Origin of the sequence: Stenotrophomonas sp. GD03877 (genome assembly GCF_029840555.1) — a bacterium.
Taxonomy (GTDB): Bacteria; Pseudomonadota; Gammaproteobacteria; order Xanthomonadales; family Xanthomonadaceae; genus Stenotrophomonas; species Stenotrophomonas geniculata.
In genome coordinates this window covers 73,461-98,341 of the sequence record NZ_JAOCCT010000016.1, presented here as the reverse complement: position 1 = coordinate 98,341, position 24,881 = coordinate 73,461, and the positions used below count along the sequence as shown (strand labels likewise).

The window sequence follows — 24,881 nt, the reverse complement described above, 5'->3', positions numbered from 1 at the left end:
TGCGTTTCATCCCTGCGCCTGCAGCCATTCGCGGAATCGCTTCGCCGGTTCACGCTCGGCGCGCGAGCGCAATCGCGTCAGCCAGTAGCGCCCCAGCTCCAGCGTGGTGCTGAACGGCTGCAGCAGACGACCTTCGGCCAGCTCCTGCTCGAACATGCGCAGCGGCAGCAGCGCCACGCCGGCGCCGCCGACCGCGGCCATCGCCACTGTCAATGACGAATCAAACACCGGCCCGCGGGCTTCCACGCCACTCACTCCTGCCGCCTGCAACCAGCGCGGCCATTCGTCGCTGCGGTAGGAGCGCAGCAGCGGCAGCGTGCCCAGGTCGCGCGGCTGTTTCAGCCGCCGCGCCAGTGCCGGCGCGCACAGCGGCGCGAACGGCGCGTCGAGGATCGCCGTGCAGGCCTGGCCCTGCCAATCGCCATCACCAAACCGGATGGCCAGGTCCAGGCCTTCGCCGGCCAGGTCGATGCGGTTGTTGTGGGTCTGCAGGCGCAGCTCGATGTCCGGGTGCGCGGCCTCGAATGCGGCCAGCCGTGGCAGCAGCCAGCCGGTGGCGAAGGTGCCGACCACGCCCAGCGTCAGCACTTCACGGGCCGGCCCGCCGGTATAGCGCGCAATGCTGGCGGAGATGCGCTCGAACGATTCGTTGAGCACCGGATACAGCGCCGCGCCTTCGTCGGTGAGCGCCACGCCGCGAGGCAGTCGGTGGAACAGGCGGATGCCGAGCCGGTCCTCCAGCCCACGGATCTGGTGGCTCAGCGCGGCCTGGCTGACACACAGCTCCAGTGCGGCACGGGTGAAGTTCTGGTGGCGGGCGGCGGCCTCGAAGGCGCGCAGCGCGTTGAGTGGCAGAGTCGGGTGCAGCATGACTAGGTATGAGGCAGGGTGATGGCTGATCCTAGCAATGCGGGCGCCGTCTGCAATACACGGGTTTTTTTTGCAGAAGGCGCAAGAAAAATTCATGCGTATCCAGTTTCCTGCGGATGCGTCGATATAGGATTTCTACGAAATTCCGCAGTTTGGCGGTTGAAGGCCATGGCTCCACCGGTACGCTGGCCTTCAGCACACGGGCGAAATTGTTACCAGGGAGCACTGGATGAGTACGGCTGAACCCAGTTTCATGGGCCGCATGGGCCGGTTTGCAGTCACATCGGGTATTTTCCTCGCCATCGCTACGGCGGTGTTGTCCCTGCAGGGCAGCCTTTACCGCAGTGCGTATCTGGGAACGTTCGGCATCGATCCGCTCCAATTCCCCATCGACAGCGGCGGTCTTGAACTGATGATTGCCCATGGCTGGGTCGGCTTCAGCGCTACCGTGCTGGAGAACATCGGCCCCGGCTTGTTCTCAATGGCTCGTGAAACCTGGTGGGTGTTGCTGCTCATTGTGGTAATGGCCTTGTCGGCGCCCCTGTGGGGCACCCAGTTCAGGAAATCACCCGTGAGTGCCGCCACTGAGCCGACAGGGAGGCTCAGTGCGCTGGCCGAGCAGATCCGGGCGACTCTGCGCCGTCCTCCGATGGCCTGGCCTTGGTATGGCCGGCTGCTGGGCGCGGTGGTTATGTGGATCGCCGGTCCGGTGACCATTGCGTTGGCCTTGGTGATGATTGCGGTGGTGGCATTGTTCGGTCTGATGATGGTCGCCGGGCCCTTTGAATCGGTGGGCGAGCGGAGTGCGCTGCAGTTCTGCGCGAAGGATCCTGGATCCATTGCCTGGGCGGAGTACCAATCTGCAGGCGCGGGCGAGCCGATTCAGGCACCCCTGATCGAGTGCGGCGGGACCTATTGCGCGGTCATTCCGGAGCGGCATGTAGAAGTCCTGCTTGCCAGCCGACTGATCCGGGTCGTACCGGGGGCGGTGATCGACTCAACCAAGGTGGATGCAGCAAGGGCCGGGGCGAGTTTTTGTCCTGCAAGCTTGGACAAGCCATTGAAGCGCATTCTGCGTGATGAGAAACCTTGATGGCAGCATGAAGGAGAATCAGCTGGTCGCTGGGTTCTGCATCGGGAAAGATGCTCGCACGTCCCCGAGGAGCCCGCCCATGCACGCCCGCCGTCGATTCCTGCAGTTCAGTGGTGCCGCCGTTGCTTCTTCGCTTGCCCTGCCGTTGCTGGCACGTGCAGCGGGCAAGGCCGCCGCCAACGCACCCACAGATGCCGCCATCAACGCCGCCGGTGATTTCGCCGCGCTGGAAAAGGCCTGCGCAGGACGCTTGGGCGTGACCCTGCTCGATACCGCAAGCAGTCGCCGCGTCGGCCATCGCCAGGACGAGCGCTTCCCGATGTGCAGCACCTTCAAGAGCATGCTGGCCGCGACCGTGCTCAGCCAGGCCGAGCGCGCACCCGCGCTGCTCGACCGGCGCGTACCGGTGCGCGAGGCCGACCTGCTCTCGCACGCACCGGTCACCCGCCGTCATGCCGGCAAGGATATGACCGTGCGCGACCTGTGCCGGGCCACGATCATCACCAGCGACAACACCGCCGCCAACCTGTTGTTCGGCGTGGTCGGTGGCCCGCCGGCGGTGACCGCGTTCCTGCGCGCCAGCGGTGATGCGGTCAGCCGCAGCGACCGGCTGGAGCCGGAAATGAACAGCTTCGCCGAAGGCGACCCTCGCGACACCACCACACCGGCGGCGATGGCTGGTTCGCTGCAGCGTGTGGTGCTGGGGAAAGTGCTGCAGCCGGCATCGCGGCAGCAGCTGGCCGACTGGCTGATCGACAACGAGACCGGCGACGCCTGCCTGCGCGCGGGCCTCGGCAAGCGCTGGCGCGTTGGCGACAAGACCGGCAGCAATGGCGAGGACGCGCGCAACGACATCGCCGTGTTGTGGCCGCGCGCGGGCGGCGCGCCGTGGGTGCTGACCGCCTATCCGCAGGCCGGCGCGATCAGCAATGAGCAGCGCGCCCTGGTGCTGGCCCAGGTGGGCCGGATCGCCGATCGACTGATTGGATGAGGTAACCGGGGTCATTCAAACGTGGCTTGCCGGATCGGTTCGGCGCGCGCATCCTGCGCGCGTTCGAACCCCACGGAAGACCCCGATGAGCCATGAATTGATCTACCTGCTGCTGATCTTCGCGCTGCTGGTGATCCCGCGCGCGCTGCAGCGCTTCAGCCTGCCCGCACCGCTGACCTGCCTGCTGTTCGGCATCATCGGCATGCTCTGGCTGGGCGACCAGGCCCACGATGCGGTGATCGGCCTGCTGGCCACGCTGGGGATTTCCTCGCTGTTCCTGTTCGCCGGCCTGGAAGTGGACCTGCAGGCGCTGCGCCGTGGCATGTGGCCGCTGCTGGCGCATCTGGTGATCCGTACCGGCACGCTGTTCGGCGTAGGCTGGCTGGCCTGGCGCTACGCGGGATTGCCCTGGCAGGCTGCCGGCCTGCTGGCCCTGGCGCTGCTGACGCCCTCCACCGGTTTCATCATGGATTCGCTGTCGCGGCTGGGCCTGAGCGAGGACGAGCGGTTCTGGGTGACCAGCAAGGCCATCGCCGGCGAACTGCTGGCGCTGGCGGCGTTGTTCATCGTGCTGCAGGCGGGCGATCCGGGGCATATGGCGCTGTCCAGCCTGGCCCTGCTGGCGATGATGGTCGGCCTGCCGCTGCTGTTCATCGGCCTGGGCCGTTGGGTGGCGCCGCACGCGCCGGGCTCGGAATTCTCGCTGCTGGTGATGGTGGGCATGGTCGCGGCCTACATCACCTACCTGCTGGGCGTGTACTACCTGGTCGGCGCGTTCATCGCCGGGCTGGTTGCGCGCCTGCTGCACCAGCGCATGCCGCTGCTGGCCTCGCACGAGAACCTGCATGCGCTGCGCCTGTTCGCCTCGTTCTTCGTGCCGTTCTACTTCTTCAACGCCGGCACCAAGGTGCCCGCCGAAGCGCTCAGCTTCGAGGCCCTGGGGCTGGGTATCGTGATCACCCTGGTGGTGCTGCCGCTGCGCATCGGCGTGGTCTGGCTGCAGCGCCGGGTGATGTTCGGCGAGAGCTTCCGCAGCAGCCTGCGGGTCTCGCTGGCGTTGGCGCCGACCCTGATCTTCACCCTGGTGCTGGCGGCGATCATGCGCGAGCGCTTCCAGATTCCGGCGGTGCTGTTCGGCGCGCTGTTGCTGTATGCGGCGTTGACCACGCTGCTGCCGTCGCTGGTGTTCCGTACCCCGTTCGATGTCGATCCGGTCGAGCAGGAACCTGCGGGTGAAGGCGAAGCCGCGCCGGTGGCAGCCACAGAAACACTGCCGGCGGCATCTGCCCTCGATCGCTGAGCGGATGCTGCGCGTGCGGTTTGCGCACTTCGGCCATGGCCGTTAGGGTTGGGGTATGAAACTGCCTGCCGCCGTCACCGCTTCCGTCCTCCTGCTCAGCCTTGCTGCCTGTACGCAGCGCTCCGACACGGTCGCCCATGATCTGGCGACCGCACCGGCCGATGCCTTCATGGCCGCCATCGCCGCGCATTGCGGCCAGGCATACGCCGGCAAGGTGGTGGAGGACACGCCGGCACCGACCGGCAAGGATCCGTTCGCCGGGCAGCGCCTGGTGATGCATGTGCGCGGCTGTGCCGACCCGGCACATGAGCTGCGCATCCCGTTCCACGTGGGGGATGACCACTCGCGCACGTGGGTGCTGACCCGCACGCCGAACGGGCTGCGCCTGAAGCACGACCATCGTCACGAAGACGGCAGCCCCGACGCGATCACCCTGTACGGTGGCGACAGCACGCCGCCGGGCACCGCCGAGCGCCAGCAGTTCCCGGCCGATGCCGATTCGGTGGCGATGTTCCGCCGCGCCGACATGCTGGCCTCCACGCACAACACCTGGGCGATGGAAATCGATCCCGACCAGACGTTCGTCTACGAGCTGACCCGCCCGGAGGGCCGCCGCTTCCGCGTGCAGTTCGATCTGAGCAAGCCGGTCGACCTGCCGCCTGCACCGTGGGGCGACGACAAAGCACCCGCGCCGTGATCCCGGGGTCGGATCCCTCCTGCGGAGGGTTCTGACCCCGACCCTGCAGTCACCGCGTGCCGAAACGCGCCCGGCAGCCGTTGCTCACCCACACCTGGCCACGTGAGTAGCCCCAGCTGCGGCCTTCCTGGCAGGCACTGCCGGACAGCTGCTGCTGCAGTACCGGGCGGCCTTGGCGCTCATCCCAGTCGCAGGTCTGCGAGCGATTGTTGTTGCTGCTGCAGGTCACCGTGTAATTGCTGTTTCCGCCGCCCCAGCCACCGCCGCCACCGCCCCAGCCACGGGCTTCGGCGAATTCGGCACGGCAACCGCCACTGACCCAGACCGCGCCATTGCGCACGCCCCAGGTACGCCCTTCGTTGCAGGGGCTGCCAGACAGCTGGCGGACCAGGCGGGCATTGCGCCAGCCGACCGGGCAGCTGCGCTCACGGTTGTTCTGGCTCTCGCAGCGGATGGTCTCGCCGGGCCGGCCGTTGTTGCCGCCCCAGCCACCGCCATTGCCGCCGCCCCAGCCACCGCGGGCCTCGGCGAACTCCGCTCGGCAGCCGTTGGTGACCCAGATGCTGCCGTTACGGCTGCCCCAGGTTCGTCCTTCATCACAGTCCGAGCCGGACAGCTGGCGCACCAGCTGCGCATTGCGCCAGCCGGTGTTGCAGACCCGTTCGCGGTTGTTCTGGCTTTCGCAGCGGACCACGCCGCTCTGCGCATGTGCGGAAGGGGCGGGCAGGGCAAGGGTACCCAGGGCACCCAGGCTGAGGGTCACGGCCAGGCTGGCCAGGGACAGCGGTTTCATGGCGGCATCCCATACGGTGGCAGGTGCCCGACTATAGGGAGGGGGACGATCAAGCCGGTGTGACTGGCCGGATTTGCCCCGGCCGGGGCCTCGGCCGCAGAATACGAGGCTTTCCGGCCCCCATCCGGTGCCGGCGTTCTCCAGCGGAGCTTCCCCCCATGCGTACCCACTTCTGCGGCCTGGTCGACGAGACCCTGATTGGCCAGACTGTCACCCTCGCCGGCTGGACCGACGTGGCCCGTAACCAGGGCGGCGTCTGCTTCATCGATCTCCGCGATCATGAAGGCATCGTGCAGGTGACGGTGGAGGTCGACAATGCCGAAGTGTTCGCCGTGGCCGCGTCGCTGGGCTACGAGGACGTGCTGCAGGTTGAAGGCGTCGTGCGCGCCCGCCACGCGGTGAACGACAAGATGCGCACCGGCAAGGTGGAAGTGATCGCCACCGCCATCACCGTGCTGAACAAGGCCGCGCCGCTGCCGTTCCACGCCCACGAGAACCCGGGCGAGGAAACCCGTCTGAAATACCGCTACCTGGACCTGCGCCGCCCGGAAATGCAGCGCATGCAGCGCACCCGCATCAAGCTGGTGCAGGCGCTGCGCCGCCACCTGGACGAGAAGGGCTTCCAGGACATCGAAACCCCGATCCTGACCAAGGCCACCCCGGAAGGCGCGCGCGACTTCCTGGTGCCGGCGCGCATGCACCCGGGCGAGTTCTACGCCCTGCCGCAGAGCCCGCAGCTGTTCAAGCAGATCCTGATGGTGGCCGGCTTCGATCGTTACTACCAGATCGCGCGCTGCTTCCGCGACGAAGCGCTGCGTGCCGACCGCCAGCTGGAATTCACCCAGCTGGACATGGAGTTCGCCTTCGTGCGCGAGCGCGACGTGCAGGACTTCGTCGAAGACATGATCCGCGCCATCTTCAAGGAAGTGGTGGACGTGCAGCTGGACACCAGCTTCCCGCGCATGACCTGGGCCGAAGCCATGCGCCGCTACGGTTCGGACAAGCCGGACCTGCGCATCGCGCTGGAACTGGTGGACGTGGCTGAACTGGTCAAGGACAGCGAGTTCGCCGTGTTCACCGGCCCGGCCAACGATGCCGAGGGTCGCGTTGCCGCGCTGCGCATCCCGGGCGGTGCATCGCTCAGCCGCAAGCAGATCGACGAGTACGCCGCGCATGCCGCCAAGTACGGCGCCAAGGGCCTGGCTTACATCAAGATCGCCGACAACGGCGAAGTCAGCTCGCCGATCCAGAAGTTCTTCAGCGAAGCCTCCTTCGCCGCGTTGGTCGCGCACGTCGGCGCCGGCAACGGCGACATCGTGTTCTTCGGTGCCGGTGGCTACAACAAGGTCTCCGACTTCATGGGCGCGCTGCGCCTGAAGGCCGGCAAGGACTTCGGCCTGGTCGCCGACGGCTGGGCACCGCTGTGGGTCACCGACTTCCCGATGTTCGAGTGGGACGAGGAAGAACAGCGCTACGTCGCCCTGCATCACCCCTTCACCGCACCGGCCGTGGACGACATCGCCGACCTGCGCGCCAATGCCCGTACCGCCGTCTCGCGCGGCTACGACATGGTGCTCAACGGCAATGAAATCGGCGGTGGTTCGATCCGTATCCACCGTCCGGACATGCAGAGCGCGGTGTTCGAGCTGCTCGGCATCGGCGCCGAAGAAGCCCGCGCCAAGTTCGGCTTCCTGCTCGACGCGCTGAACTACGGCGCGCCGCCGCACGGTGGCATCGCCTTCGGCATCGACCGCATCGCCGCGCTGATGGCCGGCACCGAGTCGATCCGCGACGTCATCCCGTTCCCGAAGACCACCGGTGCACAGGATCTGATGACCGACGCGCCGTCGCCGATCGTCGACGCGCAGCTGGCCGAAGTGCACATCCAGGTTCGCCCCAAGACCAACTGATCAGGAGATCCAGGCAATGACCGAGTTCGCGTTTTCGCTGGAGTGGGAAAAGCTGGGCAATGAAGGCGCCGAGGCCAATCTGGTCACCGAGCGTGCACGCGTGTTCGGGGGGTGGCTGGTCCGCGTCGGTACCAACCCGGCGGCGATGGCCCTGACCTTCGTCGCCGACGGCGAAGGCCGTTGGGACGGTGAAGACTTCGGCGTCGAGGATTACGAGGACGACGAAGAGGAAGAGTACGACGAGGACGAGGAAGGCGAGGAAGAAGAGGACGAGGACGAAGAGGAATACGAGGAAGAGGACGAGGAAGAAGAAGCGGAATCGCCTGAAAAGGCTTGACCCGCCCTTCGCCCTGACGTCAACTTCCTGCATGTATTCGATCCGCCGCGCCACTGTGGACGACGCGCCGACCCTGTCGGCGCTGGCTGCCCGCACGTTCACCGAAACCTTCGGCCATCTGTATCCGCCGCAGGACCTGCAGGCCTTCCTCGAGGAGGCCTACACGGTCGAGCGCCAGCGCGTGATCCTGGCCCACCCGGATTACGCGGTGTGGCTGCTGGAGCTGGACGGGGAGGCGGTCGGCCATGCCGCCGCCGGCCCCTGTGGCCTTCCGCATCCCGAGGTGAAACCCGGTGACGGCGAACTCAAGCGCCTGTACCTGATCAAGACCCAGCAGAGCTGTGGCTGGGGCAGCCGCCTGCTGGAAACCGCGCTGGCCTGGCTGGAGCACGAAGGCCCGCGCACGCTGTGGCTGGGCGTGTGGTCGGAGAACTTCGGCGCACAGCGTTTCTACGCCCGCTATGGATTCGAGAAGGCGGGCGAATATCTGTTCCCGGTCGGCGACACCCACGATCTTGAATTCATCCTGCGCCGCACACCGCGCGCAGCCTGACGTTCACCGCCGCTTGCTGCGCGCGCGTGTTCAATCACCGTACGTTCCCGCCCCGCTGACCGCCAGGCTGTTTGCATGACTCCCCCCGTATTGCTGCTGCATGGCATCTGGAATGCCCGTGCCTGGGTCGGGCCGCTGGCCTGGCGCCTGCGCGCACGTGGTTTCCAGGTGCACGCGTTCGGCTATTCCTCGGTATTCGGTGGTCCCGACGTGGCCGTGCCGCAGCTGCTGGAGCGGCTGGCCGATGCCGGCCCGTTGTCGCTGGTCGGCCACAGCCTGGGGGGATTGCTGGCGCTGGAGGCCCTGCGCCGCCAGCCGCAGCTGGATGTGCAGCGCGTGGTCTGCCTGGGCTCGCCGCTGCGCGGCAGTGGCACTGCGCGTTCGCTGTCCGAGCACGGCTGGGGCCTGGCGTTGGGGCGCAGCAGCGACCTGCTGCTGGATGGCCTGCCGGACTGGCAGGGCAGGGCCGAGGTTGGCCTGATCGCCGGTTCGGTGCCGCATGGGCTGGGCAGCCTGCTGGGCGCCATCGACGATGCCTCCGACGGCACCGTGGCATTGGCCGAGACCCGCCTGCCGGGCCTGGCCGACCATTGCGTGGTGCGCACCAGCCACAGCGGCCTGGTGGTGTCGCCCGATGCCGCGCGGCAGACCGCGCATTTCCTGCGCCACGGCCAGTTCGACCACAGCCGCGACGCCGCCGCCGCGTAAGGCCCGGCGGTGGGACCGTTCTGTAGAGCCGAGCTCACGCTCAGCTGCTGTCCGGTCAGGCGCCGCTGAGCCGAGCATCGGCTCGGCTCTACAACAATGCGCCCTAGACACGGTTGCCGCCCCCGATCAGGTAGAATCCGCGCCTTGATCCTGAAGCAGCCAGACGGTAGCACCCATGGGTAGAGGCCCCTCCATCGAAGCCCGCAAGAACGCGTCCGACGCGAAGCGTGGCAAGATTTTCACCAAGATCATCCGCGAGATCGGCGTTGCCGCGCGCGGCGGTGGAGGCGACCCCAACAACAACCCGCGCCTGCGCGTGGCCATGGACAAGGGCCTGGCCGTGAACATGTCCAAGGACGTGATCGAGCGCGCCATCAAGAAGGCCACCGGTGAACTGGAAGGCGTCGATTACGAGGAAATCCGCTACGAGGGCTATGCCCCGGGCGGCGTGGCCGTGATCGTCGACTGCCTGACCGACAACCGCGTGCGTACCGTGGCCGATGTCCGCCATGCGTTCAGCAAGTGCGGCGGCAACATGGGCACCGAGGGCTCGGTGGCCTTCATGTTCAAGCGCCTGGGCGTGCTGCATTTCGCCGCCGGTGCCGATGAAGAAGCGATCACAGAGGTCGCCATCGAGGCCGGCGCCGACGACATCGTGGTCTACCCGGAAGACGGCGCGATCGACGTGGTCACCAGCCCTGACGCGTTCAACGCGGTCAAGGACGCGATGGCCGCCGCCGGCCATGTCGCCGACCACGCCGAAATCACCTTCCGCGCGGACAACGACATCAAGGTCGAGGGCGAGGTTGCCCTCCAGGTCAAGAAGCTGCTGGACATGCTGGAAGACCTGGACGACGTGCAGGACGTGTATTCCAACGCCGAACTCGGCGCCGACGCCTACGCCTGAGCCGTCCACGACGGCCTGGGCGCGGGCCGTTGAACGGTCACCGCGGACAGTCATGAGCCCATACGCCTGCCAGCGCTTTCCGTTCCACCCCGCCAGGAGTGCAGCATGACCCGCATCCTCGGCATCGACCCCGGTTCGCAGCGGACCGGGGTCGGCATCATTGATGTCGACGCCACCGGAAAGGTCAGCCACGTGCATCACCAGCCGCTGGTGCTGCTGGGCGCCGACGACTTCCCGCAGCGCATGAAGCTGCTGGTGCTGGGCCTGGCTGACCTGTGCCGCGAGTACCAGCCGCAGGAAGTGGCCATCGAACGCGTGTTCATGGCCCGCAACCCCGATTCGGCACTGAAGCTGGGCCAGGCCCGTGGCGCGGCGATTTCCGCCGTGGTGCTGCGCGACCTGCCGGTGCATGAATATGCCGCCAGTGAGATCAAGCTGGCGGTGGTCGGGCGTGGTGGCGCCGAAAAGCAACAGGTTCAACACATGGTCGGGCTCATGCTCAACCTGAAAACCAAGCTGCAGGCCGACGCGGCCGACGCGTTGGCGGTGGCGATCACCCATGCCCACGTAAGGGCGACGGCCAACCGCTTGGGGCTCAGTGCCCGCCAGGCGTGGGGCCGCAAATGAGGAGCTGCACGCAATGATCGGTCGACTGCGCGGCATCGTCGCCTACAAGGCGCCGCCGTGGCTGGTGGTGGACGTGAACGGAGTGGGCTACGAGCTGGAGGCGCCGATGAGCACCTTCTACGACCTGCCCGAGCTCGGCCGCGAGGTCACCCTGTACACCCATTACTCGCAGAAGGAAGACAGCGTTTCGCTGTACGGCTTCCTGCGCGAGGGCGAGCGGCGCCTGTTCCGCGACGTGCAGAAGGTCAGTGGCATCGGCGCGAAGATCGCGCTGGCCGTGCTGTCCGGCGTCACCGTCGAGGAGTTCGCGCGCATGGTCCAGGCCGGCGACATCACTGCGCTGACCCGTATTCCGGGCATCGGCAAGAAGACTGCCGAGCGCATGGTGCTGGAACTGCGTGACCGCGCCGCTCAGTTTGGTGCCGGCGGCGCGCTGCCGACCGGCAGTGGCCCGGCCCCGGCTGACCCGCTGTCCGATGCCACCGTGGCCCTGCAGCAGCTGGGCTACAAGCCGGCCGAAGCGGCGCGCATGGCCCGCGATGCCTTCAATGAGGGCGACGAAGTGGCCACCGTGATCCGCAAGGCGCTGCAGTCGGCGCTGCGCTGACCCACCTTTCTTTCCCCCAACCCACCGCCTGAGCTTCGCCAGGAGTCCCATGTCCAGCAGTCAAACCCCGCACGCAGCCGCCCCAGGCGGCCATGGTCACGCCCCTCCAGCCGGAGGCCTGGCGCTGATCATTGGTGCGATCGGCGTGGTCTTCGGCGATATCGGTACCAGTCCGCTGTACACCCTGAAGGAGGCGTTCTCGCCGCACTACGGGCTCAACAGCGACCACGATACCGTGCTGGGCGTGCTGTCGCTGGCCTTCTGGGCACTGAACATCGTGGTCACGCTGAAGTACGTGACCATCATCATGCGCGCCGACAACGACGGCGAAGGCGGCATCATGGCGCTGATGGCGCTGACCCAGCGCACGCTGCGCAACGGGTCACGCTCGGCGTACGTGGTCGGCATCCTCGGCATTTTCGGTGCCTCGCTGTTCTTCGGCGATGGCGTGATCACGCCGGCGATTTCGGTGCTGGGTGCGGTGGAAGGCCTGGAGGTGGCCGCGCCCGGCCTGCATGCCTTCATCGTGCCGATCACCGTGGTGGTACTGCTGATGGTGTTTGCCGCGCAGCGCTTTGGCACCGAGAAGATCGGCAAGGCCTTCGGCCCGATCACGTCGGTCTGGTTCATTTCGCTGGCCGCGATCGGCATCTACAACATCGTCGACGCGCCGGAAGTGCTGAAGGCCTTCAACCCCTGGTGGGCGATCCGCTTCTTCATGGAGCACAGCTGGCACGGCATCTTCATCCTCGGCGCAGTGGTGCTGGCAGTGACTGGTGGCGAGGCGCTGTACGCCGACATGGGCCACTTCGGTGCCAAGCCGATCCGCCACGCCTGGTATTTCTTCGTCCTGCCGTGCCTGGTGCTGAACTACCTGGGGCAGGGCGCACTGGTGCTCAACCACCCCGAGGCGCTGAAGAATCCGTTCTTCGAGGCGGTGCCGCCGTGGGCGCTGTATCCGATGATCATCCTGGCCACCATGGCCGCGGTGATCGCCTCGCAGTCGGTCATCACCGGCGCGTTCTCGGTTTCGCGCCAGGCCATGCAGCTGGGCTACATCCCGCGCATGCGCATCAAGCACACCTCGCACGACACCATCGGCCAGATCTACATCCCGGGCATCAACTGGGGCATCGCGGTGATGGTGATCGGCCTGGTGCTGGCCTTCCGCAGCTCGTCCAACCTGGCCGTGGCCTACGGCATCTCGGTGTCGGCCACCATGCTGATCGACACCCTGTTGCTGGCCCTGGTGGCACGCTCGCTGTGGCCGAAGGCCCGCAAGTGGATCCTGCCGCTGTGCGTGGTGTTCTTCATCATCGACCTCGGTTTCGTCATCGCCAACGGCGCCAAGCTGCTGCAGGGCGCCTGGTTCCCGGTGGTGCTGGGCATCTTCCTGTTCACCATGATGCGTACCTGGCGCCGTGGCCGCGAGCTGCTGCGCGATGAGATCCGCAAGGACGGCATCCGCCTGGATACCTTCCTGCCGGGCCTGATGCTGGCACCGCCGGTACGCGTGCCGGGCACTGCGGTATTCCTCACCGCCGACCCGACCGTGGCCCCGCATGCGCTGATGCACAACCTCAAGCACAACAAGGTGCTGCACGAGCGCAACGTGTTCCTGCACGTGGAAACCCTGCCGATTCCGTATGCGATGGAAGGGCAGCGGCTGAAGATCGAATCGGTAGGCGACGAGTTCTATCGCGTCTACGTGCGCTTCGGTTTCATGGAGACCCCGGACGTACCGCTGGCGCTGATGCGCTCGTGCGACCACGGTGGCATCTATTTCGACCCGATGGACACCACCTTCTTCGCCAGCCGCGAGACCATCGTCGCCACCGCCAACCGCGGCATGCCGATCTGGCGCGACAAGCTGTTTGCGCTGATGCATCGCAACGCCGCTCCCGCGACCGGCTTCTTCCGGATTCCGGGCAATCGTTTGGTGGAGCTGGGCGCGCAGGTGGAGATTTAATCTCCACCGTCGATTCATCCAGAGATCCATCCACGCATAGCGTGGATCTACCGTGTCGACCAAGGTCGACACCCACCAAGAGCAGGCCATGCCATTCCGACGGATCGCGGCCATCTGTCGAAGGCGGGGTGGGTCCGGTTGAGGGGGTGTGAGCCGCATGGGCCCGAGGCATGCCTCGGGCGGGTTGGGCAGGACGCCCAACCCCGGTCTTGCCGTGTGCGCAGGATTGCGCACACGAGCAAGCCGCGACCAAGCCCCCATGGATGGGTTTACGGCGTCCCCCGCAACCGGACCCACCCCGCCAATCCCCAGGAAGACCGCTTCGGCTGTTGCTCTGGATGTTGACGTTGCCTCTGCGGGTGCCGGGCGCAGCCCGGCCGAAACCCGTACTTTTGCCGCATAATCAGCACATGACCGACGACCGCATCATCGGCGCCGGCGCCACCCGCGAGGATGACGCCGCCGACGCCAGCATCCGCCCCAAGCGCCTTGCCGACTACCTCGGCCAGGTGCCGGTGCGCGAGCAGATGGAAATCTACATCCAGGCGGCCAAGGGGCGTGGCGACGCGCTCGACCACGTACTGATCTTCGGGCCGCCGGGCCTGGGCAAGACCACCCTCAGCCACGTCATCGCCAACGAACTGGGCGTGGCCCTGCGCGTGACCTCCGGCCCGGTGATCGAGAAGGCCGGCGACCTCGCCGCGCTGCTGACCAACCTGCAGCCGCACGATGTGCTCTTCATCGACGAGATCCATCGCCTGTCGCCGGTGGTCGAGGAAGTGTTGTACCCGGCGATGGAAGACTTCCAGATCGACATCATGATCGGCGAGGGCCCCGCGGCCCGCTCGATCAAGATCGACCTGCCGCCGTTCACCCTCATTGGTGCCACCACCCGTGCAGGCCTGTTGACCGCGCCGCTGCGCGACCGCTTCGGCATCGTCCAGCGCCTGGAGTTCTACAGCGTTGAAGAGCTGACCCGGATCGTGCGCCGTTCGGCGGCCATCCTGGCCATCGACTGCACCGCCGATGGGGCAGGGGAGATCGCGCGCCGCGCGCGTGGCACCCCGCGTATCGCCAACCGCCTGCTGCGTCGCGTGCGCGACTACGCGCAGGTGAAGGCCGGCGGCCACATCGACGAGGCCGTGGCCCAGGCTGCGATGAAGATGCTCAAGGTCGACCCGGAGGGCTTCGACGAGCTTGACCGGCGCCTGCTCAAGACCATGGTCGACTACTTCGATGGCGGCCCGGTCGGCATCGAATCGCTGGCGGCGGCGCTGTCCGAAGAGCGCGGCACGCTGGAAGACGTGGTTGAACCGTACCTGATCCAGCAGGGCTTCCTGGTGCGTACCGCGCGCGGCCGCATGGCCACCTACAAGGCCTACCGGCACATGGGCCTGAAGCCAAAGAACCCGCCGCAGGACCTGTTCGCGGAGGTTCCCGATGTCGGTTGAGCCCCGATTCAGTTGGCCGACACGCATTTACTGGGAAGATACCGACGCAGGTGGCGTGGTCTACCACGCCCGCTACGTGGCCTTCATGGAACGGGCCCGGACCGAATGGATGCGTGCGCTGGGCTACGGCCAGGAGCGCATGCGCGCCGAGCATGGGATGGTCTTCGCGGTGCGCTCGATGCAGATGGATTTCATCAAGCCGGCACGGCTGGATGACACCCTGCAGGTGAGTGCCCGCCTGGTCCAGCTGAAGAAGGCCAGCATGGTCTTCGACCAGCAGATCCTGCGCGACGGCGAGCTGCTGCTGTCGGCGCAGGTCCGCATCGCCGCACTGGAAGCGGCCAGTTTCCGCCCGCGTGGCATGGACGAGGCCGTCCTTGCCGTGCTGCAACCCCACCTCCACCCCGAATCCGAACACTGAGGAACAACGGATGATCGCAACGCTCCTGGCCCTGCAGGCCACGGTCACCGAGGCACTGCCGGCCGACGTCAGCAACGCCGCGACACAGACCCTTGCCCAGGCCACCACCGGCGGCGGCATCAATTACCTCGAACTGATGGCCAAGGCCAGCCTGCCGGTGAAGATCATCGTGCTGCTGTTGCTGGTCGGCTCGTTCGTCAGCTGGGTGATCATTTTCCGCAAGGCCCGCGTGTTCAAGCAGGCCACCCGCGAAGCCGACGAGTTCGAGAACCGCTTCTGGTCCGGCGCCGACCTGGGCAAGCTGTACAGCTCGGCCACCGACCGCAGCCGCAATGTCGGCGGCCTGGAAGCCATCTTCGAAGCCGGTTTCCGCGAATACACCCGCCTGCGCGACAAGCGCCGCCTGGATGGCCGTGCGCAGCTGGAAGGCGCGCAGCGTGCCATGCGCACCACCTACACCCGCGAAGTGGACCAGCTCGAGCGCAACCTGGAACTGCTGGCCAACATCGGCTCGACCGCCCCGTACGTGGGCCTGGTCGGTACCGTGTTCGGCATCATGGTGACCATGCACGACATGATCAGCAGCGGTGCGCAGGCCGGCATCGCCGCCGTCGCGCCAGGCATCTCCGAAGCCCTGTTCGCCACCGCCATCGGCCTGTTCGTGGCGATTCCGGCAGTGTGGGCCTACAACCGCTTCACCACCCGCGTAGAGCGCATGTCGGTGCGGTTCGAGACCTTCGCCGAAGAGTTCAGCTCCATCCTGCAGCGCCAGAGCGCTGGCGACGAGTAAGCGCCTGACCCGGGAGTCCAAGCCATGTCCGCTGCCATCGGTCGCCGCAAGCGCCGCAAGCTGAAATCGGAAATCAACGTCGTTCCCTACATCGACGTCATGCTGGTGCTGCTGATCATCTTCATGGTCACCGCGCCGCTGCTCACCCTGAGCTTCGACGTCGACCTGCCGCAGTCCAACGCCAAGGCGCTGGAGAGCAAGCAGGACCCGGTGATCGTCTCGGTGCGCCAGGACGGCCAGCTCAGCCTGAAGCTGCCCGACGCCAAGGAACCGACCGCCGTGTCGGCCGAGGAACTGGAAGGCCGCCTGGCCGGCATCGCCGCCCAGGACAAGGGCGTGCGTGTGATCGTCGCCGCCGACCGTGCCGTGGCCTATGAAAAGGTCATCGCTGCGATGGATGTGATCAAGCGCGCCAAGGTAGACAAGGTAGGCCTGGCCACCGATGCACGCTGACGCCCTGCCACCTCCACAGCAGCGCGAACCCGGCTGGGGCCTGCCCCTGGCGCTGGCGTTGCTGGTGCACCTGCTGGTCGCGCTGGTCTTCATCGTGGCCTGGTTCTGGTCGCCCGAGCGCAACACCGACGCCGCCGCAGGCGATCCCTCGGTCGAGGCCAGCCTGGCGCTGTCCGCGTCCGAGGCCTCCGCCGCACGCCAAGCGCTGCGCCAGTCGGAGAAGCTGGAGGACCTGCCGCCGCCGGTGGCCGAACCGATCCCCGTACCGGAAGACACCATTCCGCCGCCGCAGCCGATTCCCGAACCGCGCCCGCAGGACGCTCCCACGCCCCAGCAGCAACAGGCGCAGGAGCGCGTCGCGCAGCCGGACACCAAGGACCAGGAAGCGGTGAGCGCACTGGCCATCTCGCAGGAGAAGGCCAAGCAGGAGCAGGAAGCCAAGCGTCGCCAGGAGCAGATCGACCTGACCGAACGCAAGCGCCAGGAAGAAGCGGAGCAGAAGCTGCGCCTGGCCAAGCAGCAGGAAGCGGACGAGAAGAAGAAGCTGGCCGAGCAGGAGCGCGTGGCCGCTGACAAGGCCGAGGCCGAGAAGCAGAAGAAGATCGCCGAGATCCGTGCCCGCCGCGAGCAGGCCGAGAAGGAAGCCAAGCTGGCCGAGCAGAAGCTGCGCCAGGTGGCCGCCGCGCGCAATGCCGCCGGCAGTGCCGCTGCCGGTTCCAGCGGTGCGTCCCAGCCGGCCGCCGGTGGTGGTGGCAACAGCGACGATCTTTCGGCCAAGTACGCCGCCGCGATCCAGGCCAAGGTGCTGTCGCAGTGGGTGCGCCCGGATACGGTGCCGCTGGGCCAGCGCTGCCAGATCACCATCACCCAGATTCCGGGCGGCACGGTGATGCAGGCCAAGGTCAGCCCGAACTGCCCGTACGACGAGGCCGGCAAGCGTTCGATCGAGGCCGCCGTGCTCAACGCGCAGCCGCTGCCATACCGCGGCTTCGAGTCGGTATTCGCGCGCACGCTCAACTTCACCTTTACCGCCCAGGATCGCTGAGGCGGGCAGGGCAGGGTGGCTCCCGGGCCACCTGCGCCCACGGATGTCGCGCTCGCCTCTGGCAGGTCCGGTTTCGGCCGGGCAGGCTGTGGGCTGCTGTCGAACACCGTCCTCCAGGGCGGCGTGACCGGGGCAGGCGAGTGCGATGTTAGCCACGACGTTAACGGTGCGTGAGAGGACGGGCTGGAACTGACCCGGAATTCACGTACCCTTGGTTCATGATTGCGAAGCGGTTCACTTCCGCTTTGTTATCCCTCGTTCCGGTTTCCCCCTATTGAGCGCTCCATGAAAAAGATGCCTCGCTGGCTTGCCGTGTTTGCGGCCCTGTTGCTGCCCTTTGCTGCCGTCGCGCAGCAGAAGGGGCTGGATATCGACATCATCGGCGGCAATGCCTCCGCGCTGCCGATCACCATCGTGCCGATGCCCTACCAGGGTTCGGCGGCTGCACCGCAGACCGACGTCGCTGGCGTGGTCCGTGCCGACCTGGAGCGCTCGGGCCAGTTCCGCACGCTGCCCGAAGCGCAGATCGTCGAGAAGCCCGTGCGTGGCGGCGACATCCAGTTCGCCACCTGGCGCGCGCTGAAGCAGAACTACATCGTGGTCGGCCGCGTGCTCGACGCGGGTGCCGGTGCCTACCGCGTCGAGTACGAACTGTTCGACGTGCCCAAGGGCGAGCGCCTGCTGGGCCTGGCGATGACCGCCCGTGGCAATGCCATGCGTGATGTCGCCCACCAGATGGCCGACGCCATCTACGAGAAGATCACCGGTGTGCGCGGCGCCTTCTGGACCCGCATCGCCTACGTGACCGCCAGCGGCAAGGGCGACGCCATGCGCTATGCGCTGATGGTGGCCGACTCCGATGGCTACAACCCGCAGACCATCGTGCGTTCGGCCGAGCCGCTGCTGTCGCCGTCGTGGAGCCCGGATGGCAGCAAGCTGGCCTACGTCAGCTTCGAACGTGGCAATTCGGCGATCTACATCCAGAACATCGGCACTGGCGCGCGCGAGCTGGTCACCAGCTTCCGTGGCATCAACAGCGCCCCGGCCTTCTCGCCGGACGGCCGCAAGCTGGCTCTGACCCTGTCGCGTTCGGGCAACCCGGAAATCTACGTGATGGACCTGGGCAGCAAGCAGCTGACCCAGCTGACCAACCACTTCGCCATCGATACCGAGCCGACCTGGGCGCCGGACGGCAGCGCGGTGTACTTCACCTCCGACCGCGGCGGCCGTCCGCAGGTCTACAAGGTCGGTGCGGGCGGCGGCAGCGCCGAGCGCGTGACCTTCCAGGGCAACTACAACGCCAAGCCCTCGGTGTCCTACGATGGCAAGAAGATCGCCGTCGCCCAGGGCTCGGGCAACAGCTACAAGATCGCGATGATGGACAGCTCGCTGGGTTCGCCCCGCTGGAGCACGCTGTCCCCGGGTTCGCTGGATGAATCGCCCAGCTTTGCGCCCAACGCAAGCATGGTGCTGTACGCCGCCCGCGAAGGTGGCCGTGGTGTGTTGTATGCCGTTTCGGCCGATGCGCGGGTTCGCCAGCGCCTGGTCCTGGCCGATGGTGATGTGCGCGAACCGGCATGGTCCCCATACCGTACCCAGCGCTAAAAGAGTGTTAATATTTTCGCTGTCTTGAACCCCTCATCGGCCTAGGAGCCACAAAGGTATCGCCATGAACAAGTCCACCCGTGTTCTGCTTGTTTCCCTGCTGTCTGTGGCCGTCCTGGCCGGTTGCTCGAAGAAGGTGAAGGAAGAGCCGGCAGCCCCGGTTGACACCGGCACCTCGACCACCACCCCGACCGGTCCGTCGACCTCCGGCCTGTACGGCCCGGGCGACCTGGACACCGACGCTTGCCTGCGCCAGCGCGTTGTCTACTTCGACCTGGACAAGGAAGACGTGAAGCCGGAATTCCAGGCCATCATGGCTTGCCACGCCAAGTACCTGCGTGACCGTCCGTCCTCGCGCATCACCCTGCAGGGCCACACCGACGAGCGCGGTTCGCGCGCGTACAACCAGGCCCTGGGTGAGCGTCGTGGCAACGGCGTCAACTCGGCCCTGCAGGCCAACGGTGGCTCGGCTTCGCAGCTGACCGTCGTGTCCTACGGTGAAGAGCGTCCGGTCTGCACCGAGTCGAACGAGTCCTGCTGGTCGCAGAACCGTCGCGTCGAAATCGTCTACACCGCGCAGTAATCCATGCGCATTGGCATCAAACTGATGCTGGTCGTTGCGGCAGCCCTCGTGGCTGCCGCACCGGCGCATGCACAGCGACAGAGCCTGGCCGACCGCGTTGGCGCGATCGAGCAGCAGATGTACAACAACAGTGCCAACCAGGACCTGTTGAACCAGATCAATCAGCTGCGGCAGCAGGTCACCAGCCTGCAGGCCTCGATCGAGCAGTTGCAGCACGACAACGCCCAGCTCAAGCAGTCCGCCCAGGACCAGTACCTGGATCTGGACAGCCGCCTGAACCGGTTGGAAGGGGGCAATGCCGCCCCGGCCCTGCCGCCCGTTCCGGCGAGCGCGCCGAAGGCCGCGCCGGCCCCGGCAAAACCCGCGACGGCGGCCACTTCCGAGCGGCCGCCTTCCGTCCATGGTGATGCCGGCAGCCTTGCCGCCACCGGCGACGAGCGCACCTCCTACAACGTCGCCTTCGATTCGCTGAAGGCCGGCAAGTACGATGATTCGGCGCAGCTGTTCCTGAGCTTCCTGCAGCTGTACCCGAACGGCGTCTACGCGCCGAACGCGCTGTACTGGCTGGGCGAGAGCTACTACGCCACCCGCAATTTCCCGATGGCCGAGACCCAGTTCCGTGAACTGCTCGCGCGCTATCCGACCCACGACAAGGCCGCTGGCGGCCTGCTCAAGGTCGGCCTCTCGCAATACGGCGAGGGCAAGGTCGACCAGGCCCAGCAGACGCTGGAGACCGTCGTGGCGCAGTACCCGGGCTCGGACGCCGCGCGCACCGCGCAGGACCGTCTGCAGTCCATCCGTCTCGGCAAGCAGATCCGCTGATCCGCTGACCGGGCGTACAATGGGTGCCCTGTAGAGCCGAGCCCATGCTCGGCTGCTTTCGTTTCCGGACCGGCAAACCCGTCCGGTTGCTGTTGTAGAGCCGAGCCATGCTCGGCTGCTTTCGTTACCGGCCACGGTAGCTCACCCGCCACGTGTCCCACCAAGAACTCCCCGCCATGACCGCCGTTACCCCGTCCAGCGCCGCCGCCACGCCCAGTGAGATCGTGCAGTCGCCCCTGCCACGCCTGAAGATCACCGAGATCTTCACCTCGCTGCAGGGCGAAGCCGATACCGCCGGGTGGCCGACCGTGTTCGTGCGCCTGACCGGCTGCCCGCTGCGCTGCCAGTACTGCGACACCGCCTATGCCTTCCACGGCGGCACCTGGTGGGACATCGACGACATCGTGGCCGAGGTGCTGGCCCAGGGCGTGCGCCACGTCTGCGTGACCGGCGGCGAGCCGCTGGCGCAGAAGCGTTGCCTGGTGCTGCTGCAGAAGCTCTGCGATGCCGGCATGGACGTTTCGCTGGAGACCTCCGGCGCGCTGGACGTCAGCGCGGTGGACCCGCGCGTATCGCGCGTGGTCGACATCAAGACCCCGGGCTCGGCCGAAGCCGCCCGCAACCGCCTGGAAAACCTGCCGCTGCTGACCGCCCGCGACCAGATCAAGTTCGTCATCTGCAACCGCGAGGACTACGAATGGGCCAAGGCCATGGTCGCCGAGCACGGCCTGGTGAAGCGCTGCACGGTGTTCTTCTCGCCCAGCAAGGGCGAGATCACCGCGCGGCAGCTGGCCGACTGGATCGTTGAAGACCGGCTGCCGGTGCGCTTCCAGATGCAGTTGCATAAAATCCTGTGGAACGACGAGCCGGGCCGATGAGCCTGCGCAGCGTTCCCTGATGTAGCTCCGGCGCGGGACAGCGTGCTGGCTTTCCCCTCCCAACCGGATGTTTTACCCATGAAGAAGGCAGTCGTGCTTCTCTCCGGCGGCATGGATTCAGCCGCCGTCATCGCCATGGCCCAGGAACAGGGCTTCGCCGTGCATGCCCTGAGCGTGCGCTATGGCCAGCGCCACACCTCCGAACTGGATGCCGCCGCCCGCGTGGCCAAGGCCCAGGGCGTGGTCGCGCACAAGACCGTGGACGTGGACCTGCGCAGCATCGGCGGCTCGGCACTGACCGACGACATCGACGTACCCGAGGCCGGCGGCGCCGGCATCCCGGTCACCTACGTGCCGGCGCGCAACACCATCATGCTGTCGCTGGCGCTGGGCTGGGCCGAAGTGCTCGGTGCCAATGACATCTTCTGCGGCGTCAACGCCGTGGACTACTCCGGCTACCCGGACTGCCGCCCCGAGTTCGTGGCTGCATTCCAGGCACTGGCCAACCTGGCCACCAAGTCGGGCGTGGAAGGTGCGGGCATCAAGGTGCACGCGCCGCTGCAGTTCCTCAGCAAGGGCCAGATCGTCAGCGAAGGCGTGCGCCTGGGCGTGGACTTCGGCCTGACCGTGTCCTGCTACAACGCCGACGCCAACGGCGCCGCCTGCGGCCACTGCGACGCCTGCCGCCTGCGCGCGCAGGGCTTCACCGAAGCCGGCGTGCCGGACCCGACGCTGTACGCCTGATCGCTCGGTAGAGCCGGCCGCTGGCCGGCGTCCCTGTGGGTGCGAACCCGATGGACCTGGTGGATGCCAACCGCTCCCTCGGTGGGTGCGAACCTTGGTTGGCACTGTCCGCCAGACACGGTCCGGCGCTACTGGGGGGGCTGACTCTGGTGGGTGCGAACCGTTGGTTCGCACTCCCTGGCCCGCAAGGCATGGCCCGGCGCTACCGCTGCCGCAACCATCCCGACGCGTCAATAAACGCCCGCACCGCCTTCGGATCGGCATAGTCCAACTCGATCATCCGCGCGATCCCCGCCTTCTCATCGGCCTGCTGGCGCATGTAATCCTGCGCGATGCGATACCCGGCGTAGTAACCCACATCACTCACCCCGAATGGATTGCGGGCGCTGTTGTAGAGCCAGTTGTCGAGGTTACCCCCGTCCATCTCGGAAATGAAACGCGTGCGGATGTCCGCCTCATGCGCGGGTCCGTAGCTGTACAGCGGAAGCGCCGGCCGACGCCCACTCAGCCGTTCGGCCACGTACTCGGCAACACCCTCGCGCACCGCGTACTGGGCCAGGCTGCCGGTGGTCTCGCGCTGCTGGGTATGCACGTACTCGTGCAGGTTGTTCTGCGCGTTGTTCGCCCCCGGACGGCTGTCGTAGAAGATCCGTAGCCGCTCGCGCATCTTTTCGGGCAGTTCGCTCACGTCCACGCGCTCATCGCCCAGCGCCATCTCGGCACCGATCAGCACCTTGTCGCCCAGCGTGGTGCCACCGGTGCGCAGTACACCGACTGCGTAGGTGATGGTGGCCGGGCGCAAAGCCGGGTAGAGCGCCCGGAATTTGGAAAGATCCCGTTCCAGTGTGGCGCTGGCCTGCTGCGCGTTGGCGGTCAACGGCCGAACCGACGTCCAGAAGCGCGGCCACGCACGCATGGCCTCGGCGTATTCGCGGGCGGTGTAGTTGCGGACCTGCATCAGCGCATGCAGGCCGGGGCTGCCTGGATCGATGTAGCGCTCCTGCACGAGTGCGACTTGGCGTTCAACGTAGGGCTCGGCGCGTACCGCGTCATAGGTGGCCCAGAAGCGGCCGATGTCGTCGGTGACGACCTGGGGCGGGGCGGCCAGTGCCGCGCAGGGCAGCAGCAGGGCGGCAATGAGGCAGAGGGGCAGGCGCATCCGTGGCTCCGGGGAAGGATCACAGATGGATGCGACGACGGCCCGGAAGGTTTAAGCCGGCGGCCCAGATCGGGTAGTGCCGGCCGCTGGCCGGCAACCTCGACGCACCAGGGTTTCACCCGGCCCGGCAAAGTAGGGTAGAATGCCCACCCCGCCGAAAGGCTGGGGCAGTGCAATGGGCCGTTAGCTCAGTCGGTAGAGCAGAAGACTTTTAATCTTTTGGTCGAAGGTTCGAATCCTTCACGGCCCACCATTGCTACATAAGGGTTTCGGAGCAATCCGAAGCCCTTTTTGTTTTTCCGCAATCGCTGGGCTTTTCCGCAAAATCACTTCGTAGGGGTTACCCGATCGCCCTTGCGCTTTCGCGTGTAGGTCTCGGTCATCACCACAGACGAGTGGCCCAACTGTCGCTGCGCCTGGCGAATGTCCGCCGCCGCATCTGCCTTGTCCGTGCCGGCCTTGGCCCGCAGATCCCGGAACTGGAATGCCGCCTTGGCAACGCCTGCACGTGCGCGCGCTGCATCGAATCGGCTTCGAAGCTGGCCCTTGCTCAGCGGCTGCCCGTACTCATCCAGCAGAAGCGCCGTGTGCACAATCACCGCACCTTTTTGCTTTCCGCGCCGCTTGAACGTCCTGGCGCCGAAGCGCACCAGCAGTTCGGCCAGCTCCCCCTCAATGGCAATGCGCAGCTTGTGCTTCGTCTTGCTCTGGCTGATATGCAGGAAGCCATCGCGCACGTCCCGCCTGTCCATGCTGAGGGCGTCCGAAGGGCGTTGACCTGTTAGATAGGCCAGATCCAGCGCGTCACGCAGCGGCTGATCTGCCGCATCCCACACTGCCCGGTATACGTCGTCCTCGACGTACACATCGCGGCCTGCTTCGCCGTAACCACGCACGCCCTTGCAAGGGTTCTCCGCGTCGGTGAAGCCCCATTCCCTACACTTGTTCCACAGATGGCTCAGCAGCGCCTTTTCTCGATTGGCGCTGACCATTGCGACCGCCCCGTTATTGGTTCGCCAATCAAGGTACTGCCGAACATGTAGTGGCCGAATCTTGGCCAGCGGCGCCGGCGGATTGCAGAAGAATTCCTCGAGCTTTGCCAGTTCTGCCAGATTGACCTTGGCTGTTGATGCGCGCTTCTTGGGGATCACCAACTGCTTGTATCGTGCGGCGGCGTCCCTGAAGGTGACAATTTCCGGTACAGCTGCTTCGGTGGCCATCAGCTCCGCCCACTTGCGCACCGCCTCCGGGTAGCTCTTGCCCAGGGGCGTTTCGCGGCGCGGTCTTCCGCCGTGGTCGAAGAAGTAATACGTGGTCTTGCCCCGCACACGCTTCCGCATGTGTGGGATGGCACCAGGATCCTTAGAGCGTCGTCCCATTACGCTGCGGGCCTCATAGCGTTGCTTGACCAGCCACCGTCAACATCGGGCGCCTTCTTCGCAGACCCATCGACGGCCGACCACATCACCACGGGCCAACCGGCGGCATTGATGGTATGGGGGATGCCGTTCCGGGCCAGGTTCTGGATCTGCCTGCGCTTGGTGTGTGCGCCTGTCAGCTCCGCTACA

The 24,881-nt window shown here is 66.6% G+C and carries 26 protein-coding genes and 1 tRNA gene; 23 read left to right on the top strand and 4 right to left on the bottom strand.

What is annotated here, in order from left to right:
• Window positions 1-6 precede the first annotated feature (6 nt).
• Window positions 7-870, bottom strand: coding sequence for a LysR family transcriptional regulator AmpR (gene ampR / locus N5D20_RS13700; protein WP_010481573.1), 864 nt, complete (start codon window positions 868-870; stop codon window positions 7-9).
• 229 nt (window positions 871-1,099) lie between these two features.
• On the opposite strand from ampR, the gene N5D20_RS13695 reads away from it, so the two are divergent.
• From N5D20_RS13695 to N5D20_RS13680, 4 genes are all read left to right on the top strand, one after another.
• Entirely contained in the window at window positions 1,100-1,963 is an 864-nt protein-coding gene (locus N5D20_RS13695; protein WP_143993769.1) for a hypothetical protein, read from the top strand.
• A gap of 79 nt (window positions 1,964-2,042) precedes the next feature.
• Complete coding sequence (gene blaL2, locus N5D20_RS13690) at window positions 2,043-2,954, top strand: L2 family extended-spectrum class A beta-lactamase (protein WP_197579530.1); 912 nt, start codon at window positions 2,043-2,045, stop codon at window positions 2,952-2,954.
• A gap of 85 nt (window positions 2,955-3,039) precedes the next feature.
• The gene (locus N5D20_RS13685; RefSeq protein ID WP_010481576.1) at window positions 3,040-4,254 is read left to right on the top strand and encodes a cation:proton antiporter; all 1,215 of its coding nucleotides are present in this window, start codon (window positions 3,040-3,042) and stop codon (window positions 4,252-4,254) included.
• A 55-nt stretch (window positions 4,255-4,309) separates the two neighbouring features.
• Window positions 4,310-4,951: a hypothetical protein gene (locus N5D20_RS13680; RefSeq protein ID WP_049435681.1), complete on the top strand. Its 642-nt coding sequence runs from the start codon at window positions 4,310-4,312 to the stop codon at window positions 4,949-4,951.
• A 49-nt stretch (window positions 4,952-5,000) separates the two neighbouring features.
• On the opposite strand, the gene N5D20_RS13675 is transcribed toward N5D20_RS13680, so the two are convergent.
• Window positions 5,001-5,744 (bottom strand): DUF3011 domain-containing protein, encoded by a 744-nt coding sequence (locus N5D20_RS13675; protein WP_197579531.1) that lies wholly within the window; start codon window positions 5,742-5,744, stop codon window positions 5,001-5,003.
• 158 nt (window positions 5,745-5,902) lie between these two features.
• Between N5D20_RS13675 and aspS the strand changes: the two genes are divergently transcribed.
• The 18 genes from aspS to queC all read left to right on the top strand — a co-directional run bounded on the left by aspS (window position 5,903) and on the right by queC (window position 22,154).
• On the top strand, window positions 5,903-7,654 hold the full coding sequence (gene aspS / locus N5D20_RS13670; protein WP_197579532.1) for an aspartate--tRNA ligase: 1,752 nt from the start codon (window positions 5,903-5,905) through the stop codon (window positions 7,652-7,654).
• Window positions 7,655-7,670: 16 nt separating this feature from the next.
• Complete coding sequence (locus N5D20_RS13665) at window positions 7,671-7,991, top strand: hypothetical protein (protein ID WP_019337538.1); 321 nt, start codon at window positions 7,671-7,673, stop codon at window positions 7,989-7,991.
• 31 nt (window positions 7,992-8,022) lie between these two features.
• The gene (locus N5D20_RS13660; RefSeq protein ID WP_049435678.1) at window positions 8,023-8,544 is read left to right on the top strand and encodes a GNAT family N-acetyltransferase; all 522 of its coding nucleotides are present in this window, start codon (window positions 8,023-8,025) and stop codon (window positions 8,542-8,544) included.
• A 75-nt stretch (window positions 8,545-8,619) separates the two neighbouring features.
• Entirely contained in the window at window positions 8,620-9,252 is a 633-nt protein-coding gene (locus N5D20_RS13655; RefSeq protein WP_032128532.1) for an alpha/beta fold hydrolase, read from the top strand.
• Between the two features lie 175 nt (window positions 9,253-9,427).
• The gene (locus N5D20_RS13650; RefSeq protein ID WP_054172363.1) at window positions 9,428-10,159 is read left to right on the top strand and encodes a YebC/PmpR family DNA-binding transcriptional regulator; all 732 of its coding nucleotides are present in this window, start codon (window positions 9,428-9,430) and stop codon (window positions 10,157-10,159) included.
• A 105-nt stretch (window positions 10,160-10,264) separates the two neighbouring features.
• Window positions 10,265-10,786, top strand: a complete 522-nt coding sequence (gene ruvC, locus N5D20_RS13645; RefSeq protein WP_010481590.1) for a crossover junction endodeoxyribonuclease RuvC — start codon at window positions 10,265-10,267, stop codon at window positions 10,784-10,786.
• A 13-nt stretch (window positions 10,787-10,799) separates the two neighbouring features.
• Window positions 10,800-11,393 (top strand): Holliday junction branch migration protein RuvA, encoded by a 594-nt coding sequence (gene ruvA / locus N5D20_RS13640; protein WP_005410756.1) that lies wholly within the window; start codon window positions 10,800-10,802, stop codon window positions 11,391-11,393.
• A 49-nt stretch (window positions 11,394-11,442) separates the two neighbouring features.
• The gene (locus tag N5D20_RS13635) at window positions 11,443-13,362 is read left to right on the top strand and encodes a potassium transporter Kup (RefSeq protein ID WP_019337542.1); all 1,920 of its coding nucleotides are present in this window, start codon (window positions 11,443-11,445) and stop codon (window positions 13,360-13,362) included.
• 410 nt (window positions 13,363-13,772) lie between these two features.
• Window positions 13,773-14,813, top strand: a complete 1,041-nt coding sequence (ruvB, locus tag N5D20_RS13630) for a Holliday junction branch migration DNA helicase RuvB (RefSeq protein ID WP_197579533.1) — start codon at window positions 13,773-13,775, stop codon at window positions 14,811-14,813.
• A complete protein-coding gene (gene ybgC / locus N5D20_RS13625) occupies window positions 14,803-15,234 on the top strand; it encodes a tol-pal system-associated acyl-CoA thioesterase (RefSeq protein WP_071229045.1) in 432 nt (143 codons plus the stop codon). The genes ruvB and ybgC overlap by 11 nt, the downstream gene beginning before the upstream one ends.
• Before the next feature lie 10 nt (window positions 15,235-15,244).
• Complete coding sequence (gene tolQ / locus N5D20_RS13620) at window positions 15,245-16,024, top strand: protein TolQ (RefSeq protein WP_006438802.1); 780 nt, start codon at window positions 15,245-15,247, stop codon at window positions 16,022-16,024.
• Between the two features lie 24 nt (window positions 16,025-16,048).
• Entirely contained in the window at window positions 16,049-16,477 is a 429-nt protein-coding gene (gene tolR, locus N5D20_RS13615; RefSeq protein ID WP_005410751.1) for a protein TolR, read from the top strand.
• Complete coding sequence (tolA, locus tag N5D20_RS13610; protein ID WP_054172361.1) at window positions 16,467-17,522, top strand: cell envelope integrity protein TolA; 1,056 nt, start codon at window positions 16,467-16,469, stop codon at window positions 17,520-17,522. The genes tolR and tolA overlap by 11 nt, the downstream gene beginning before the upstream one ends.
• Window positions 17,523-17,807: 285 nt before the next feature.
• Window positions 17,808-19,127: a Tol-Pal system beta propeller repeat protein TolB gene (gene tolB, locus N5D20_RS13605; RefSeq protein WP_032128528.1), complete on the top strand. Its 1,320-nt coding sequence runs from the start codon at window positions 17,808-17,810 to the stop codon at window positions 19,125-19,127.
• Between the two features lie 64 nt (window positions 19,128-19,191).
• The gene (pal, locus tag N5D20_RS13600; RefSeq protein ID WP_005410748.1) at window positions 19,192-19,710 is read left to right on the top strand and encodes a peptidoglycan-associated lipoprotein Pal; all 519 of its coding nucleotides are present in this window, start codon (window positions 19,192-19,194) and stop codon (window positions 19,708-19,710) included.
• A gap of 3 nt (window positions 19,711-19,713) precedes the next feature.
• Window positions 19,714-20,532, top strand: a complete 819-nt coding sequence (ybgF, locus tag N5D20_RS13595; protein WP_197579534.1) for a tol-pal system protein YbgF — start codon at window positions 19,714-19,716, stop codon at window positions 20,530-20,532.
• A 176-nt stretch (window positions 20,533-20,708) separates the two neighbouring features.
• A complete protein-coding gene (gene queE / locus N5D20_RS13590) occupies window positions 20,709-21,410 on the top strand; it encodes a 7-carboxy-7-deazaguanine synthase QueE (RefSeq protein WP_049435671.1) in 702 nt (233 codons plus the stop codon).
• Between the two features lie 78 nt (window positions 21,411-21,488).
• A complete protein-coding gene (gene queC, locus N5D20_RS13585) occupies window positions 21,489-22,154 on the top strand; it encodes a 7-cyano-7-deazaguanine synthase QueC (RefSeq protein WP_043400548.1) in 666 nt (221 codons plus the stop codon).
• 202 nt (window positions 22,155-22,356) lie between these two features.
• Here the strand turns inward: queC and N5D20_RS13580 are convergent, their stop codons facing one another.
• Window positions 22,357-23,313: a DUF2268 domain-containing putative Zn-dependent protease gene (locus N5D20_RS13580; protein WP_197579535.1), complete on the bottom strand. Its 957-nt coding sequence runs from the start codon at window positions 23,311-23,313 to the stop codon at window positions 22,357-22,359.
• A gap of 177 nt (window positions 23,314-23,490) precedes the next feature.
• Here N5D20_RS13580 and N5D20_RS13575 point away from each other — a divergent pair.
• A tRNA-Lys gene (locus N5D20_RS13575) sits at window positions 23,491-23,566 on the top strand.
• A gap of 73 nt (window positions 23,567-23,639) precedes the next feature.
• On the opposite strand, the gene N5D20_RS13570 is transcribed toward N5D20_RS13575, so the two are convergent.
• Complete coding sequence (locus tag N5D20_RS13570; protein WP_279914508.1) at window positions 23,640-24,692, bottom strand: tyrosine-type recombinase/integrase; 1,053 nt, start codon at window positions 24,690-24,692, stop codon at window positions 23,640-23,642.
• Window positions 24,693-24,881: the final 189 nt, after the last annotated feature.

Coding starts and splice junctions, on each gene's coding strand:
- ampR (WP_010481573.1), bottom strand. CDS start 870: ATGCTGCACCCGACTCTGCCACTCAACGCGCTGCGCGCCTTCGAGGCC.
- N5D20_RS13695 (WP_143993769.1), top strand. CDS start 1,100: ATGAGTACGGCTGAACCCAGTTTCATGGGCCGCATGGGCCGGTTTGCA.
- blaL2 (WP_197579530.1), top strand. CDS start 2,043: ATGCACGCCCGCCGTCGATTCCTGCAGTTCAGTGGTGCCGCCGTTGCT.
- N5D20_RS13685 (WP_010481576.1), top strand. CDS start 3,040: ATGAGCCATGAATTGATCTACCTGCTGCTGATCTTCGCGCTGCTGGTG.
- N5D20_RS13680 (WP_049435681.1), top strand. CDS start 4,310: ATGAAACTGCCTGCCGCCGTCACCGCTTCCGTCCTCCTGCTCAGCCTT.
- N5D20_RS13675 (WP_197579531.1), bottom strand. CDS start 5,744: ATGAAACCGCTGTCCCTGGCCAGCCTGGCCGTGACCCTCAGCCTGGGT.
- aspS (WP_197579532.1), top strand. CDS start 5,903: ATGCGTACCCACTTCTGCGGCCTGGTCGACGAGACCCTGATTGGCCAG.
- N5D20_RS13665 (WP_019337538.1), top strand. CDS start 7,671: ATGACCGAGTTCGCGTTTTCGCTGGAGTGGGAAAAGCTGGGCAATGAA.
- N5D20_RS13660 (WP_049435678.1), top strand. CDS start 8,023: ATGTATTCGATCCGCCGCGCCACTGTGGACGACGCGCCGACCCTGTCG.
- N5D20_RS13655 (WP_032128532.1), top strand. CDS start 8,620: ATGACTCCCCCCGTATTGCTGCTGCATGGCATCTGGAATGCCCGTGCC.
- N5D20_RS13650 (WP_054172363.1), top strand. CDS start 9,428: ATGGGTAGAGGCCCCTCCATCGAAGCCCGCAAGAACGCGTCCGACGCG.
- ruvC (WP_010481590.1), top strand. CDS start 10,265: ATGACCCGCATCCTCGGCATCGACCCCGGTTCGCAGCGGACCGGGGTC.
- ruvA (WP_005410756.1), top strand. CDS start 10,800: ATGATCGGTCGACTGCGCGGCATCGTCGCCTACAAGGCGCCGCCGTGG.
- N5D20_RS13635 (WP_019337542.1), top strand. CDS start 11,443: ATGTCCAGCAGTCAAACCCCGCACGCAGCCGCCCCAGGCGGCCATGGT.
- ruvB (WP_197579533.1), top strand. CDS start 13,773: ATGACCGACGACCGCATCATCGGCGCCGGCGCCACCCGCGAGGATGAC.
- ybgC (WP_071229045.1), top strand. CDS start 14,803: ATGTCGGTTGAGCCCCGATTCAGTTGGCCGACACGCATTTACTGGGAA.
- tolQ (WP_006438802.1), top strand. CDS start 15,245: ATGATCGCAACGCTCCTGGCCCTGCAGGCCACGGTCACCGAGGCACTG.
- tolR (WP_005410751.1), top strand. CDS start 16,049: ATGTCCGCTGCCATCGGTCGCCGCAAGCGCCGCAAGCTGAAATCGGAA.
- tolA (WP_054172361.1), top strand. CDS start 16,467: ATGCACGCTGACGCCCTGCCACCTCCACAGCAGCGCGAACCCGGCTGG.
- tolB (WP_032128528.1), top strand. CDS start 17,808: ATGAAAAAGATGCCTCGCTGGCTTGCCGTGTTTGCGGCCCTGTTGCTG.
- pal (WP_005410748.1), top strand. CDS start 19,192: ATGAACAAGTCCACCCGTGTTCTGCTTGTTTCCCTGCTGTCTGTGGCC.
- ybgF (WP_197579534.1), top strand. CDS start 19,714: ATGCGCATTGGCATCAAACTGATGCTGGTCGTTGCGGCAGCCCTCGTG.
- queE (WP_049435671.1), top strand. CDS start 20,709: ATGACCGCCGTTACCCCGTCCAGCGCCGCCGCCACGCCCAGTGAGATC.
- queC (WP_043400548.1), top strand. CDS start 21,489: ATGAAGAAGGCAGTCGTGCTTCTCTCCGGCGGCATGGATTCAGCCGCC.
- N5D20_RS13580 (WP_197579535.1), bottom strand. CDS start 23,313: ATGCGCCTGCCCCTCTGCCTCATTGCCGCCCTGCTGCTGCCCTGCGCG.
- N5D20_RS13570 (WP_279914508.1), bottom strand. CDS start 24,692: ATGGGACGACGCTCTAAGGATCCTGGTGCCATCCCACACATGCGGAAG.